At 64.0% G+C, this 16,462-nt stretch carries 6 protein-coding genes and 1 pseudogene; all 7 read right to left on the minus strand.

Annotated elements, in window-relative coordinates; genetic code table 11:
• Window positions 1–57: 57 nt before the first annotated feature.
• The 7 genes and pseudogenes from ACCQ07_RS09645 to ACCQ07_RS09675 all read right to left on the minus strand — a co-directional run bounded on the left by ACCQ07_RS09645 (window position 58) and on the right by ACCQ07_RS09675 (window position 15,993).
• On the minus strand, window positions 58–2,319 hold the full coding sequence (locus tag ACCQ07_RS09645; RefSeq protein ID WP_372364018.1) for a methyl-accepting chemotaxis protein: 2,262 nt from the start codon (window positions 2,317–2,319) through the stop codon (window positions 58–60).
• 407 nt (window positions 2,320–2,726) lie between these two features.
• Window positions 2,727–4,988, minus strand: coding sequence for a methyl-accepting chemotaxis protein (locus ACCQ07_RS09650; RefSeq protein WP_011347230.1), 2,262 nt, complete (start codon window positions 4,986–4,988; stop codon window positions 2,727–2,729).
• 584 nt (window positions 4,989–5,572) lie between these two features.
• The gene (locus ACCQ07_RS09655) at window positions 5,573–8,047 is read right to left on the minus strand and encodes a methyl-accepting chemotaxis protein (protein ID WP_372364019.1); all 2,475 of its coding nucleotides are present in this window, start codon (window positions 8,045–8,047) and stop codon (window positions 5,573–5,575) included.
• Between the two features lie 107 nt (window positions 8,048–8,154).
• Window positions 8,155–10,404 (minus strand): methyl-accepting chemotaxis protein, encoded by a 2,250-nt coding sequence (locus ACCQ07_RS09660; RefSeq protein ID WP_372364020.1) that lies wholly within the window; start codon window positions 10,402–10,404, stop codon window positions 8,155–8,157.
• Window positions 10,405–10,597: 193 nt separating this feature from the next.
• Window positions 10,598–10,890 (minus strand): annotated as a pseudogene (locus tag ACCQ07_RS09665) (hypothetical protein).
• A gap of 155 nt (window positions 10,891–11,045) precedes the next feature.
• Complete coding sequence (locus tag ACCQ07_RS09670) at window positions 11,046–13,157, minus strand: methyl-accepting chemotaxis protein (protein WP_372364021.1); 2,112 nt, start codon at window positions 13,155–13,157, stop codon at window positions 11,046–11,048.
• A gap of 577 nt (window positions 13,158–13,734) precedes the next feature.
• Complete coding sequence (locus ACCQ07_RS09675) at window positions 13,735–15,993, minus strand: methyl-accepting chemotaxis protein (protein ID WP_372364133.1); 2,259 nt, start codon at window positions 15,991–15,993, stop codon at window positions 13,735–13,737.
• Window positions 15,994–16,462 lie beyond the last annotated feature (469 nt).

Consider the following 16,462-nt stretch of genomic DNA (forward strand, 5'->3'; position numbering starts at 1 on the left):
GCTGGCGGTGCCGGTCGCCCGCCACTGCCGGCGACCGGTGGGCTCCGGCGCCGTCGCTTAAAACTCCTGCCAATTGCCATCTCCAACGGTCGACGTGGTTGCATTCACTGCCACGCGCCGCGGTGTCGCCGCGACCACGGCGGCACGTGCAGCCGGGCGCGTCGTCGGCCGCTGGTGGCTCACGGCGCTGGCGATGGCTGACAACTTGCGTGCCACCGGTGCGTTCGCATCGACCTTGAAGACCGCCACCGCTTCGGTGAGTTGCTGTGCCTGTTCTTCCATCGCGCGCGCGGCGGCAGTGGCTTCTTCCACCAGGGCAGCGTTCTGTTGGGTGGCCTCATCCATCTGCGTGACGGTGAGGTTGACCTGTTCGATGCCGGCCGACTGCTCCTGCGAGGCAGCGGAAATTTCGCCCATGATGTCGGTGACGCGCTGCACCGATGAGACGATTTCGGCCATGGTGCGGCCCGCCTGGTCCACCAGCTGCGAGCCGTCGGTGACGCGCTGCACCGAGTCGCCGATCAGGTCCTTGATCTCCTTGGCGGCGGCTGAGGAACGCTGCGCCAGCGTACGCACTTCACTGGCCACCACGGCAAAGCCGCGGCCCTGCTCGCCGGCACGTGCCGCTTCCACCGCCGCATTCAAGGCCAGGATATTGGTCTGGAACGCGATGCCGTCGATGACGGAGATGATGTCGGCGATCTTCTTCGACGAGGCCTGGATGCCCGCCATGGTGTCCACGACCTTGCCGACGACCTCGCCGCCTTGCGACGCCACGCTGGCCGCACCGATCGCCAGTTTATTGGCCTGGCGTGCGCCCTCGGCATTCTGCTTGACGGTAGAGGTGAGCTCTTCCATCGAGGCAGCGGTTTCTTCCAGGTTGGCGGCCTGCTGTTCGGTACGTTGCGACAGGTCGTTGTTGCCGGCGGCAATTTCGCTGGCAGCCGCATTGATCGAGACCGCCGAGGTCTGGATGTGCCCGACGATACCGGCCAGTTGCGTCACCGTGGCATTGGCATCGTCGCGCATCTGCGCAAACACACCCTGGAATTGGCCATCCATGCGCGCAGTGAGATCGCCCGCAGCAATGGCCTGCAACATGCCCGACAACGCTTGCAGGCTGCCATCGGCAGTGGCCATCAGCTGGTTGAGGCTCTCGACCATGATGCGGAAGTCGTACTGGAACTGCACTGCGTCGCCGCGAGCACTGAAGTCGCCGGCCGCGGCGGCCTGTGCCAGCTGCTTGATCTGCCGATTCATCGCGGCCAGGTTGTGTTTGACCTGCGCCATGGTCTCGGTGAGTTTGGCCTGTTCGCCGGGCAGGGCGTCCATGTCGTCGCTGAGGTCGCCGATCGCATAGCGGCCCATGATCTGCGCCAGGCGCGCGGTGACCTGGATGTGGCTGTCGACCAGCGCATTGGTGTCGCCGGCCATGCGGCCGTAGTCGCCGGGGAACACGCCGGCATCCATGCGGAAGCTCACCTGGCCGGCATCGTGGCGCTTGGCCATGTCCAGCTGGGCGGTAATGAGGTTGCGCACCTGCGACTGCATCTTGTCCATGGCCTGGAGCAGACGGCCGGTTTCGTCGCTGGCATCGCTATGCACGGCGTTATCGAGCTTGCCCTCGGCGATCGCTTCGGCAGCGCGGGTGGCGCGGCTCAGCGGCCGGGTGAGGCTGCGGGTGATCAGCAAGCCCAGAGTGCCGCTCAGCAATACCACCATCAGCGAACCGCCGATCAGCAACTTGCGCGAATCGTCCATCGATTGCAGTGCCACCGCAGCCGCTTCGGCAGCTAATTTGTCCTGCAAGGCGATGTTCTCGCCGATCTTGTCCTGCCACCGCTGCAGCGCGGGTGCGGCTTTGGTGAGCAGCAACGGCAAGGCTTCGTCGCTGTGGCCGGACATCACCAGGTCGATGATCTGATTGTTCAATTCGCGTACTTGCGGAATGAGGCGATCGATGTCGTCCCGGATGATTTGGCCTTGCGGCGAGACCGGCATGGCGTAGAGGGCTTCGCGCGCTTTTGAATAGTCGGCACGCGCGGCCTTGATCTTCTCGACGAATTTCAGATTGTCCGCATCGCTGGTCGGCAGCACCACGTTGCGTAACTCGGCAGCAATGATGTAGTTGGCATTCATCATGTCGTTGGAGAGGCGGATCTTGGTCATGTTCTGGTGCACCAAGGCATCCACCAGCGCACGTGCAGAACTCAGCCCGCGGTAGCCGATGAAGGCGATGAACCCGGACAGCAGGATCAGCACAGTGAAGGCGGCCGCCAGGCGCGGCCCGACATTGAAACGCAGTAAAAGAGAGGTCATGGGATCGCTCGGCTCAAAAGGATGGGATACGGTTGCGTCGACAGGCCAGCAAGGCGCGCTGCGCTCGCGTCTGCTTGTCATCACGCCCTTGGTAACGGCGCGTCCTGCAGTCGATTGAGCGTGGGATGCCAGCTGGTAAAGCGCGTTCTCAGACAAGTGATGGGCGCGTGTGGGTGAGCGCTGCCTTGTTTCATAATTAGTGAAAAATCTGCGTCTTAGCCGTCCAATATCGCCGGATCGAGAGGTTCACGCGATCGAAAGCGTTACCGGCATGTGTCGCGATTCACGCGTTGCACACGCGGTCCATCCCGGCCGCGCGCTCGACGCGGCGTGCGTGCGTCGCCGCGATGGCCGTTTGCGACGACCACCGGGGCGTTGCTGTCTTCGCGATCAAAACGTCTTCGCGATCAGAACTCCTGCCAATCGGCTACATCAGCGGCCGATGCGGCGTTGGCCGTCGTGCTGCGACGCGGCGATGCGGCCACCGGGGTGACGCGTGCTGCCGGGCGCGGTGCGGAGCGGGCATTGGCCGGTGCGCTGGCAATGGCCGACAACCGACGCGCCACCGGTGCATGCGCAGCCACCTTGAAGACCGCCACTGCTTCGGTCAGCTGCTGCGCCTGTTCTTCCATTGCGCGTGCGGCGGCGGTGGCTTCCTCCACCAACGCGGCGTTCTGCTGGGTGGTTTCGTCCATCTGGGTGACGGTCTGGTTGACCTGCTCGATACCCGCATACTGTTCCTGCGAAGCCGAGGAGATCTCGCCCATGATGTTGGTGACGCGCTGCACGCTGGCGACGATCTCGGCCATGGTGGTGCCGGCCTGATCGACCAGGGTTGCGCCTTGCGTGACCTTTTCCACCGAGTCGTCGATCAGGTGCTTGATCTCCTTGGCAGCACCGGCCGAACGCTGCGCCAGCGTGCGCACCTCGGAGGCGACCACGGCGAAGCCGCGACCCTGTTCGCCGGCGCGCGCCGCTTCCACCGCCGCATTCAAGGCCAGGATATTGGTCTGGAATGCGATGCCGTCGATGACGCTGATGATCTCGGCGATCTTCCTGGACGAGCCCTGGATGTCGGACATGGTGGTGACCACCTTGGCCACCACATCGCCGCCTTGCGAGGCCACCGCAGCGGCGCCGATGGCGAGCTGGTTGGCCTGGCTGGCGTGCTCGGCGTTCTGCTTGACGGTGGAGGTGAGCTCTTCCATCGAGGCGGCGGTTTCTTCCAGGTTGGCGGCCTGCTGTTCGGTACGCTGCGACAGATCCTGGTTACCGGAAGCGATTTCGCCCGAGGCCAGGCCGATCGCGTCGGCTGCGATCTGGATGCGGCCGACGATGCTGGCCAGTTGTTCGGCGGTGGCATTGGCGTCGTCGCGCATCTGCGCGAACACGCCCTGGTATTGGCCACTCATTCGCGCGGTGAGGTCGCCGGCAGCGATCGACTGCAACAAGCCAGAGAGCGATTGCAGGTTGCCGTCGGCGGTGGCCATCAAGGTGTTGAGGCTTTCCACCATGATGCGGAAATCGAACTGGAACTGCTCGGCATTGCCACGCGCGGTGAAGTCGCCACTGGCCGCAGCCTGCGCCAGCTGCTTGATTTCGGTGTTCATGGTCGACAGGTTGTGCTTGACCTGGTTCATTGCCGCGGTGATGGCCGCCTTCTCGCCGGGCAACTGCTGCATGTCTTCGGACAGGTCGCCGATGGCATAACGCTCGATCAGATGGATGGTCTGCATCTTCACCTTGATGTGCGCGGCCACCAATTCGTTGGTGTCATTGGCCATGCGGCCGAAATCGCCAGGGAACGCGCCGGCATCCATGCGGAAGCTGATCTGGCCTTCTTCATGGCGCTTGGCCATGCCCAGCTGTGCGGCAATCAGATTGCGCAGCTGGCCCTGCATGTTGTCCATGGCATGCAACAGGCGACCGGTCTCGTCGTTGGAGTTCGCGCTGACGTCGTTGTCCAGGTTGCCTTGGGCAATGGCTTCGGCCGCGCGCGTGGCGCGCGTCAGCGGAACCACCAGGCTGCGGGTGATCAGCCATGCCAGCAAGCCGCTGATCAGCACCACCGCCAGGCCGCCACCAATCAACATGGCTCGCCCGCGGGCCATCGCCGTGGTGGCCAGCGCATTGGCTTCCTGGGCACGTTGGCGCTGCAACGCCGAATACTCCAGCAGCGCGTCCTGCCATGCCTGCGTGGCCGGTGCGGCACGCTGCAACAGCAAGGGCATCGCTTCGTCGGTTTTGCCGGCCAGGTCCAGGTCGATCACCTGCTGGTTGAGCGCGCGGGCGGCCTGGTTGTTGGCATCGATCCTCTCACGTAGCGCCTGAGCTACAGGCGTTGCCGAGAAGGTGTAGAGCTTGTCGTGTGCTTCCTTGTAGATGCGGCGCTGCTCTTGGATGATCGCCACGAAGTGTTGATTTTCTTCGTCTGGCGTCGGCAATACGATGTTGCGCAGCTGCACGGCAATGACCGACACCGCGTTGTTCATTTCCTGCAGCCGCTGGACGATCACCATGTTGCGATTAGCGAGCGTATCCAGGCTTTGGCGCGCCTGCGCCAGCGTATACAGGCCAGCGACGACCAGGGCGCAGGACAGCAGGATCAGCGTGCCGAAGGCGAAGCCCAGGCGCTTGCCGACGTTGTAGCGTTGAAGAAGAGCAATCATGTTGGGATCTCGAGGGCGATGGGCAGGAAAGGGGCAGTGCGCAGGGCGGGGAGGCGTACTGGGTACGCTGGTGGCGCCGATGCGGGCATGCGTCGAACCGATCCATCGATCGTTGCGACATCAAAAGGTCGCAACGCCAGCGATTGCAGGGCAGGTACACGTGCTTGAGGTTGGTAACGGCGCCCTGTCGGTGCTGCTGAACTCGCTAGCCCGGACGCGTATGGGGTGGCGTCACCGAGGTGAGCCTGGTGTGCACAACCGCCTGGAAATGCCTGTCAAACGGGGCATTCCTGGGGCTCTGAAAGATCGCGCCTTCACTTCCTGCTCACAGGCCTGACAGCCCATCAGGCGTCTGGATCCAGGGCGGTTTGGCATGTGTGGCTTGGATCTGCGCTCGCGCAGGGCCGCTCGACGCATGCGCGCTGGCAATAGCGCTCTGCCGATCGCACTGGGCGAAGCGCGTGCGCGTTGATGATGTGCGGCCGTTGCGCCGGTGCCTGACCGATGCAGGCAGCGGGCAGTGAAAGGTGGGACGCAGGCGTGCGCGCAGCGTCCCAGGGGCCGATCGACCGCCAGGCGTTGCCTCAGGCAGCGTGGCCCAGGCGGCGATGCGCAGACCCGGCCTGCAACTGGAACACCGAGACCGCATCGCGCAATTGCTGCGCCTGTTCTTCCATCGACCGGGCGGCGGCGGTGGCTTCTTCCACCAGCGCGGCGTTCTGCTGGGTGGCCTGGTCCATCTGCGCGACGGTCTGGCCAACCTGTTCGATGCCTTGCGACTGCTGCTGCGAGGCCTCGCTGATCTCATGCATGATGGTGGTGACGTTCTGCACCGAATCGACGATGTCCTGCATGGTGCGACCGGCCTGGCCCACCAGCTGGCTGCCGTGTTCGACCCGGCTGACCGAGTCCTCGATCAGGTGCTTGATCTCTTTTGCCGCGCCGGCCGAGCGTTGCGCCAGCGTGCGCACTTCACTGGCCACCACGGCAAAGCCACGGCCTTGTTCGCCGGCGCGTGCCGCTTCCACCGCCGCGTTCAAGGCAAGGATATTGGTCTGGAAGGCGATGCCGTCGATGACGCTGATGATGTCGGCGATCTTCTTGGATGCAGTCTGGATGCCGGCCATGGTGCCCACCACCTCACCCACCACCGCACCGCCTTGCGAGGCGACCGTGGCCGCACCGACCACCAGCTGGTTCGCGCGGCGCGCATGCTCGGCGTTGTTGCGCACGGTGGAGGTGAGTTCTTCCATCGAGGCAGCGGTTTCCTCCAGATTGGCCGCTTGCTGTTCGGTGCGCTGCGACAGGTCCTGATTGCCGGTGGCAATTTCGCTGGCGGCATCGTTGATGGCATTGGTGGACTGCTGGATGCGCCCGACGATATTGGCCAGCTGGGTCACGGTGGTATTGGCGTCGTCGCGCATGCGCGCGAACACGCCATGGAAATCGCCGTGCATGCGGGCGGTGAGGTCGCCCGCCGCAATCGCCTGCAACACCGTCGAGAGCGCGTGCAGATTCGCATCGGCGGTGGCCATCAAGTGATTGAGGCTGTCCACCATCGCGCGGAAATCGTACTGGAAGCGCTGTGCGTCGCCGCGTACGCTGAAATCGCCATTGGCTGCGGCCTGCGCAAGCAGCTTGATCTGGCTGTTCATCGCCGACAGGTTGGCCTTGACGGTATCCATGGTGTCGGTGAGCACGGCCTTTTCGCCAGGCAGGCGCTCCATGTCCTGGCTCAGGTCGCCGATGGCATAGCGCGACATGATCTGCGCAAGATTCATCTTGACCGCAATGTGCGAGCCCACCAGCGCGTTGGTGTCGTGCACCATGGTGGCGTAGGCACCGGGGAAACTGTCTGCCTGCATGCGGTAGCTGATCTGGCCGGCATCGTGGCGCTGCGCCATTTCGCTTTGCGCGCTGAGCACGCGCTGCAGTTGCCCTTGCATCTGGCGCATGGTGTCGAGCAATTGACCGGTTTCGTCGCGGCCGGCGGCACTGACCTGATCGTCCAGCCGACCCTGCGCGATATTGGCGGCCACCGTCGCGGCACGGCGCACATTGCGGGTCAGGCGCGACAAGGTGTACCAGCACAGCGCGGCGATCAGCAGCGCCAGCACCGACAGGCCGGCGATCGCTTGCCACATCGCGTTGCGTGCGTCGACCAGGTGACGTTCGGATTGCCGCTGCAGCGCTTGCAGGGACACGTTGCTGAGTTCGTGCATGGTCTGGCCCAGCGCATCGAGTGCGGCATTCCACTGTGCGTCTGCCTTGGCATCGTTGCCGTCCAGGGCGGACCCCAGTGCGGCCAGTGCGGCGCTTGCCTGGGTCGCTTCGGCCTTGGCGGCATCGGCCAGCGCGGGGTCGGGCTGTTCCAACAAGCCCATCGCCTTGTCCAGCTCATGGCGGAAACGCACATGGTTTCGGTCAAGTTGATCGAGCTGCTCGCGCAGCATGGCGCGGCTGTCGCCCGCCTGCGAGGGGTCGCTGGCGGCGTCCAGACGGGTCAGCGATTCGGCGGTCTCGGGGCTGTAGATCAGCGTGGACACCACCAGGTGGTAGCTCTCGATGTACGGGGTGTAGACCAGCTGGCTGTCGTCGCGCAATGCATCGAGCGCGGCGAAGGCCTGCTCGCTCACGGCGGCGTAGCCTTCTGCGGCGGCACCGGCAACATGGCGCTGCTGCAAGGCCAGCAATTGCTTCTGGCTGCGTTCGAAGCCGGGCATGCCGGCCGTGGTGGCGAGCAGCTGGGCGAGATCGCGCTCGGCGCGCTGCGCGGCGTCTTTGGCGGCGCTGCCGCTATCCACATGGGCTGCGTGCAGGTCGGTGATCAGGCCCAGCATTTGGCCAAGCGGCGCGTAGCTGCGCAATTCGTTGCTACTGATGGCGACGCTTTCATTGAGCTTGCCGCTATAGAGCAGCACCGGAATGACCAGCCCCACCAACGCAAGCACGCCGATGATGCCGAGTTTCCTGGCGATGGCCAGGTCGTCCCAACGGCTGGTCCAGCGGCGTGGCGAAGCGGGAATGGTCTGCGGCGACAGCGTGGGTGAGGTGGTCATTGTTGCGTCTCATGGATGTAAGCAGGCTATCGGCTAACGACGTGTACGCCTTTAACGGGTCGGCAGCGCTGCCGACCCGTCCGGTTCAGTCAGTGCTGGCGATCTGTTCAGAACTCCTGCCAGCTGCTGTCGTTGCTGGGCGCAGCGACGACGGCGCGCAGCGTGGCGGCAGGGGCGCGGCCGGCTGCCGCCGCCCTGGCCGAAAGCGCGGGCGCTGCTGCCGGGCGTCGTGAGGCTGCACGCGATGCCTGCGATGCATCACTGCTGTCGGTCTTGAAGACCGCCACGGCCTCGGTCAATCCGAGCGCCTGTTCTTCCAGCGCGCGTGCGGCGGCAGTGGCTTCTTCCACCAGCGCGGCGTTCTGCTGGGTGGTTTCGTCCATCTGGGTCACCGTCTGGTTGACCTGCTCGATGCCGGCCGACTGCTCCTGCGAGGCCGCGGAGATCTCGCCCATGATGTCGGTGACGCGCTGCACGCTGGTCACGATTTCGGCCATGGTGGTGCCGGCGCTGTGCACCAGCAGCGAGCCTTCGGCCACGCGCTGCACCGAATCGTCGATCAGGCTCTTGATCTCCTTGGCCGCTGCGGTGGAGCGCTGCGCAAGCGTACGCACTTCGCTGGCCACCACGGCAAAGCCGCGGCCTTGTTCGCCAGCGCGCGCCGCTTCCACCGCGGCGTTGAGCGCCAGGATATTGGTCTGGAACGAGATGCCATCGATGACGCTGATGATGTCGGCGATCTTCCTGGACGAAGACTCGATCCCGCTCATGGTCTGGACCACCTTGCTGGCGATCTCCCCGCCCTGCGACGCAACGCGGGCGGCGCCGATGGCGAGCTGGTTGGCCTGGCGTGCGCTTTCGGCGTTCTGCTTGACGGTGGAGGTGAGCTCTTCCATCGAGGCCGCGGTTTCTTCCAGGTTGGCGGCCTGTTGTTCGGTACGCTGCGACAGATCCTGGTTGCCGGCGGCGATTTCGCCGGTGGCCGCGCTGATGCTGCCGGCCGCGCCCTGGATCCGCACCACGATGCGCGTGAGCTGTTCGGTGGTGGCGTTGGCGTCGTCGCGCATCTTGGCGAACACGCCGTGGAAGTTGCCGTGCATGCGGGCGGTGAGATCGCCGGCGGCGATCGATTGCAACAGTGCCGACAAGCTGCCCAGGCTGGTGTCGCTGACCTCCATCATCGCGTTGAGGTCCTGCACCATGCGCAGGAAATCGTGCTCGAACCGCTGCGCATCGCCGCGTGCGCTGAAGTCGCCGGCCGCAGCCGCGCTGGCCAGGCGCTTGATCTCGGTATTGATCGCCAGCAGGCTGGCCTTGGCAGCATCCATCGATTCGTGCAGCACCGCGCGGCTGCCCGGCAGGCGCCGTGCATCGCGGCGCAGATCGCCGCGGGCGTATTCGTTGAGCACTTCGATGGCATCGACGATGGCGTCCAGGTGCTCGAACATCATCGTGTTGATGCCCTTGCTCAGCTCTCCGTACACGCCGGGGAAGTCCTGCGGCATGCGGTGCGTCATGTCCTTGTCGGCGTGCAGCGCGATCATCCGCGTGGTTTCGCCGGAGAAACGCTGCAACTGCGTCTGCATCCTGGCCATGGCGCTGAGCAGCCGGCCGGGCTCGTCGGTGGCGGTGGTGTGCACGTCGCTGTCCAGGCGACCTTCGGCGATGGCCTCGGCGGCACGGGTGGCACGGCTCAACGGCTGGGTCAGGCTGCGGGTGATCCACCAGGCCAGCAGGCTGCTGACCAAGATCACCGCAAGTCCGCCGGCGATCAGCAATGCCCGGCCACGATCCATCGCGGTGTTTGCATCGGCATAGGCCGCCGCGCCACGGCTGCGCTGGCGTGCGGCATATGCATTGAGCGCGTCCTGCCATTGCTGGTTTGCCGGTGCGGCCTGCTGCATCAGCGCCTTGAGTGCCTGGTCGGGCTTACCGTTCATGCCTAGGTCCAGCACCTGCTGATTGGCGACACGCGCCTTTTCGCGGGCAAGATCGATTTGCCGACGCATTGCCGCACCATTGGCGTCGGACGGCGGGATGGCGTACAGCTTGTCGTGGATGTCGCTGTAGTACTGCCGCTGCTGCTCGACGATTTTTGCGAAGCCGATGTTCTCTTCCTGCGTGGTCGGCAGCACGATGTTGCGCAGGTTGACGGCAATGTCCGCACTGGCGCTGCGCATCTCGCCGACATATTCCAGGATCGTCATGTTGCGCTTGACGATCGAATCCATGCGCCCGCGCGCTTGCGCCAAGGTCGTCAGGCCCGCGACCACCAGGCCGCAGGACAACAGGATCAGAAAGCCGAACGCTGCGGAAAGGCGGGTACCGACGTTATAGCGTTGGAGAAAGCCGATCATGAAACATACCTGCCGGGAAGGAGGAGAGGGAGGCGCTTGGAGGCAACGGCGGCGGCCTCGCGATCACGGTCGGCACCCGCTGCAAGCTAGGGCGGCCGCATGACGCCTGGCGCTGGCGCTGCTGGCGTGCGTCGGCTCCGTCCCGATTGCAGGGCAGGTAGCGGCGACCTGGTCGTATACTTGAGCTCGCTATTTAGCGTTTGTTATAGCTGGCATCGTTCACGGAAGCGGGCAGCGACGCGTGCCGATGCAAGGCCCTGCCGGGCGAGGTGCAGCAGCGATGAGCGCGCGCGAAGGGAAGGGCGCTCGACATGCACGCCGGTCGGGGCGCCAATGCCACCTTGCGGCTGATGTTCCAGTGGGTCTTTGGGGAAGGGCCGATCAGAAAGGGGCAAGTCAGCCGACGCGTGCCGGCTGCAGGCGCGTGTCGCCCTGGCTGTTCGCGCTGGCTGTCGACGCCTGCCAGGCCGCAGCAGTCTGGCCCATCGCCAGCGGCGCCCATCAATGCATAAGGGCCCGAGCTAGCGCATGCGGGTTGCATGTGCTGGCTCGGGCCCTGCGTGTTGCAATGACTGATGTGTGGAGCGGTTGCCTGGCGCATGGCATCGGTGAGCACTCCCACCGACGCCAGTGCGTGCTGATCAGAACTCCTGCCAGCTGGTGTCGACGGTCGTCGATGCAGCAACCGCGCGCGGCTTGGCGGCCGCGCTGCCGCCGATCGAGGTCAGCTTGGCGCGCACGGCCGGCGCCGCCTTGGCGACGGATGCCGTGCGGACCGTGCTGGCGGTGCCTTGCTCGGTCTTGAAGACCGCCACGGCCTCGGTCAATCCGACCGCCTGTTCTTCCAGCGAGCGCGCGGCGGCAGTGGCTTCTTCCACCAGCGCGGCGTTCTGTTGGGTGGTTTCGTCCATCTGGGTGACGGTCTGGTTGACCTGTTCGATGCCGGCCGACTGTTCCTGCGAGGCTGCAGAGATCTCGCCCATGATGTCGGTGACCCGCTGCACGCTGGTCACCAGCTCGCCCATGGTCCTGCCTGCGGCATTGACCAGCACCGAACCGGCGGTCACACGTTCGACCGAGTCGGCGATCAGGTCCTTGATCTCCTTGGCGGCGCCGGAAGAGCGCTGCGCCAGCGTGCGCACTTCAGAAGCCACCACGGCGAAGCCGCGGCCTTGCTCGCCGGCACGTGCCGCTTCCACCGCTGCGTTCAAGGCCAGGATATTGGTCTGGAAGGCGATGCCGTCGATGACGGAGATGATATCGGCGATCTTCTTCGACGAGGCCTCGATGCCGGCCATGGTTTCGACCACCTGGCCGGCGATCTCGCCGCCCTGGGTGGCCACGCTGGCCGCGCCGATGGCGAGCTGGTTGGCCTGGCGTGCGCTTTCGGCGTTCTGCTTGACGGTGGAGGTGAGCTCTTCCATCGAGGCGGCCGTTTCTTCCAGGCTGGCGGCCTGCTGTTCGGTGCGCTGCGACAGGTCGCTGTTGCCGGCAGCGATTTCGCTGGCCGCGCCCTTGATCGAGATGGCCGAGGCCTTGATGCCGGTGACGATTTCGGCCAGCTGCACGGCGGTGGCATTGGCATCGTCGCGCATCTGTGCAAACACGCCATGGAACTCGCCGCTCATGCGGGCGGTGAGGTCACCGGCAGCGATCGACTGCAACAAGCCCGAGAGGGATTGCAGGTTGCCGTCGGCAGTGGCCATCAAGGTGTTGAGGCTTTCCACCATCACCCGGAAGTCGTGCTGGAAATTCTCGGCATCGCCGCGGGCGCTGAAGTCGCCATTGGCGGCGCATTGGGAAAGGTGCTTGATGGCGTGATTGACCGAAGACAGGTTGCCCTTGACCTTGGCCATGGTGTCGCTGAGCACGGCCTTGTCGCCGGGCAGGGCTTCCATGTCTTCGCGCAGGTCGCCGACAGCGTATTGGCCCATGATCTGCGCCAACCGCATCATCACGGCCACATGCGAGGCGGCCAGGTCGTTGTTGCCGCGCACGATGGTGGCGTAGTCGCCAGGAAACGCTGCTTCGTCCAGGCGGAAGTTCAGCTCGCCCTGATCGTGCCGGCGCTTCATTTCCTGCTGGCCGTGCAAGACCTTCTGCAACTGCTGCTGCATCTTGCTCATGCTGGCGAGCAGGCGACCAGTCTCGTCGGTGCCGCTGCTGTCCACGCTGATGGACACGTTGCCGGCGGCAATGGAATCGGCCACGTGCGAAGCCTCGCCCAGGCGATTGATCAGGCGACGACGGATCAGCCAGCCGCTGGCCAGCGCCACCAGCACCGCGACGCCGCTGCCGATGATCATCGACCAACGGCTGCTGGCCTTGGCGGCCTTCAAGGTTGCGCTGCGCTTGACCAGCAATTCGTTTTCCTGCGCTTCGAAGTCGACCAGCAGCTGACGGATCTGGCCCATCGCCGCACGTTCATGGCCGGCCTTGAATTGCGTCAGCAGTGCGGACAGCTCTGTATCACTGCTTTTGCCGCGCAGCGCGATCAGGTTGTCCTCAAAGCCCATGAACTGCTCATACGCCGCATGCAGGCGCTGCAGGCGTTCCTGCTGCACCGGGTTGTCGGCGGTCAAGGTCTTGGCGTTGGTGAATTCCTGTTCGAACTGCACCTTGCCGTTGTTGTACGGCGTGAGATGCGTTTCCTGCCCGGACAGCATAAAGCCGCGCGCGCCCGTCTCGATGTTGACCGTGGCAATGGACATGGCGCGGCCGGTGCCGATGACCTGATAGGTGTGGTCGTTCATGGCCACCGCGTCCGACAGCTGGGACTGCCCACGTAGGCCTACCGTTGCGACGATCAAGAGCACAAGAACAACTGTGCCGAAACCCAGTGCCAGTTGTGTCGAAAGACTTAGCTGTTTCATCGAATGTGCCTTGAGCTGGTAACAATCTGAGTAGTGGGAGCCATCCGTTCGGCCCCCCGTGATCGGCCGTGCGATGGCGCAGTGCAGTGAGGCGTTTTCGCGCTTGCAGGCGTGCCTCGTTGCTGACATAGCTAGCGGCGCAACCACTCTCGACTGAAGGGTTTCGTCACGCATTCGTCACGCAATTTCGATGGCATTTATGTTCGAAAAAACCGGGCTCTGCCGATGCAGGCTGTTGGCGATGGCACCCCGGTCCGATCAAGCGCATGCAAAGCCGGGGCGGGGCGTCAGTGCAGGCGCTGCCGAAGGTTTTTTGTGCGTGCGCAAGACCCATGCGGCCGTACTGCCGCGACGCATGTGATGCCCGGCAATGCGCCTGGTGCCAGAAGCACTGCCCATAAAAAAACACCGCGCTCGCCGGCGAGCGCGGTGTCCAGGTGCAGCCCCGGGGCCGGTATTAGAACTCGGCCCAATTGGACGCGTCGTTTGCGACCGAGGCGACAGCGGCGCGTGCCGTCGGGCGCGCGACAGGCGGCTTGATTGCAGGCTTGCTCACCGCAACCGGACGCTTGGCGGCAATCTGGCGCACCGCCGGCGCGGTGCGGGTCACCGTTTCCATGTCCGCCGACAGACGGAACAGTGCCACCGCTTCGGTCAGTTGCTGGGCTTGTTCTTCCATTGCGCGTGCTGCAGCGGTGGCTTCTTCCACCAGCGCAGCGTTCTGCTGGGTGGTTTCGTCCATGCTTGTCACGGTCTGGTTGACCTGCTCGATCCCGGCAGACTGCTCCTGCGAGGCCGCGGAAATCTCGCCCATGATGTCGGTGACGCGCTGCACGCTGGCCACGATCTCGCCCATGGTGGTGCCGGCGCTGTGTACCAGTACCGAGCCTTCGGCCACCCGCTGCACGGAGTCGTCGATCAGGTCCTTGATCTCCTTCGCCGCGCCCGAAGAGCGCTGCGCCAGGGTGCGCACTTCCGAAGCCACGACCGCAAAGCCACGGCCCTGTTCGCCGGCGCGTGCGGCTTCCACTGCCGCGTTCAAGGCCAGGATATTGGTCTGGAACGCGATGCCGTCGATGACGGAAATGATGTCGGCGATCTTCTTGGACGAGGCTTCGATCCCGCTCATGGTGCCGACCACCTTGCTGACGATCTCGCCGCCCTGCGAGGCCACGCTGGCCGCGCCGATGGCGAGCTGGTTGGCCTGGCGTGCGCTTTCGGCGTTCTGCTTGACGGTGGAGGTGAGCTCTTCCATCGAGGCAGCGGTTTCTTCCAGGTTGGCAGCCTGCTGCTCGGTGCGCTGCGACAGGTCCTGATTGCCGGCGGCGATTTCGCTTGCCGCACCCCTGATCGACGTGGCCGAGGCCTTGATGCCGCTGACGATCTCGGCCAGCTGCGTGGCGGTGGCATTGGCATCGTCGCGCATCTGCGCGAACACGCCGTGGAATTCACCGCTCATGCGGGCGGTGAGGTCGCCGGCAGCGATCGACTGCAACAAGCCAGAGAGCGATTGCAGGTTGCCGTCGGCGGTAGCCATCAAGGTGTTGAGGCTGTCCACCATCACGCGGAAGTCGTACTGGAACCGCTCTGCATCGCCGCGGGCACTGAAGTCGCCATTGGCCGCCGATGTCGCCAGGTGCTTGATTTCATGGTTCATCGCCGACAGGTTGGATTTGACCTGCGCCATGGTGTCGGTGAGCACGGCCTTTTCGCCGGGCAGCTTGTCCATGTCCTCGCTGAGATCGCCGATCGCGTAGCGGCCCATGATCTGCGCAAGCTTCAACTTCACCGCGATATGCGATGCGACCAGATTGTTGGTATCGCTGGCCATGCGTCCGTATTCGCCTGGGAACGCCTCGGCATCGATGCGGAAGCTGATCTGGCCTTCATCATGGCGACGGGCCATGTCGGTCTGCGCGCTGAGAAGATTGCGCAACTGCTGTTGCATCTTGCTCATCGCCTTGAGCAGGCGCCCGGCCTCGTCGTTGAACTGGGTGTCGACGTCGTTGTCCAGCTGGCCGCCGGCGATGGATTCGGCGGCGCGGGTCGCGCGGCTCAGCGGCTGGGTCAGGCTACGGGTGATCAGCACGCCCAGCGCGCCGCTCAGCAGCACGACCAGCAGCGAGCCGCCGATCAGCAGCTTGCGCGAGTCGTCCATGGACTTGAATGCGACAGCCGATGCATCGGCTGCCAGCTTCTCCTGCAGGGCGATGTTTTCGGCAATTTTGTCCTGCCAGACCTGCATGGCGGGCGCCGCCTTGTTCAGCAGAAAGGGAAGTGCTTCGTCGCTGTGACCGGTCATCACCAGATCCATGACCTTGTCATTCAAACCCTTGACTTCGGCGCGGCGCGCATCGATCTCTGCACGCAGGATCTTGCCTTGCTCCGAGGCCGGCATGGCATACAACGCTTCGCGCGCCTTGGTGTAGTCGGCACGCGCAGACTGGATCTTGGCAACGAACTGGCGATTCTCTTCATCGCTGGTAGGCAATACCAGATTGCGCAGCTGCGTGCCGATAATGAAATTGGCGTTCATCATGTCGTTGGACAGGCGAATCTTCGCCATGTTCTGGTTCACGATGCCGTCGACCAAAGCACGTGCTGACGTCAATCCGCGATAACCGATCAAGGCGATCAGGCCCGACAGCACAATCAGCACAGCGAAGGCGGCCGCTAGACGTGGGCCGACGTTGTAACGTTGAAGAAGTGAGGTCATGACAGGGTTCCTGGCAAGCGTTGCGCGATAAAAGCGAGCGATGCGGAAACGCCAGTCGAGTGCAGTCTGACGTCTCGCTATGCCCAATAACGGCGCTTGAGAGCATCTACTGAATACCTCGATATCAAAAAAAATATAACTCAAGTTAGGCTTGTGAAATAAATTTTTATTCTGTCGGAGTTTTCCCTGTGGATTATGGTTGGCAATGCGAGCTCTACAGTATAAATTTAATTCAAATATGAAATTTATCCAAATATTATATTGAATCGTACTGAAGAGTCTGTTTTCGACAGTGCGCCAAAATGAAAGCCGCGCTTTTTGAGGGCGCGGCTTCGATAACAGTTGCCATTTCAAGGCCATGCGGCTGATTGAACGACCGTACAACATGGCGAATAGTCCTGCGCTCGGAGACCGACTTCAGGATCCGCATACCTACGTGGTACTTGCCAGACCCGGCACCGGTCGCGCC

It is taken from the genome of Xanthomonas sp. NCPPB 3583, from assembly GCF_041475715.2.
GTDB lineage: Bacteria > Pseudomonadota > Gammaproteobacteria > Xanthomonadales > Xanthomonadaceae > Xanthomonas > Xanthomonas euvesicatoria.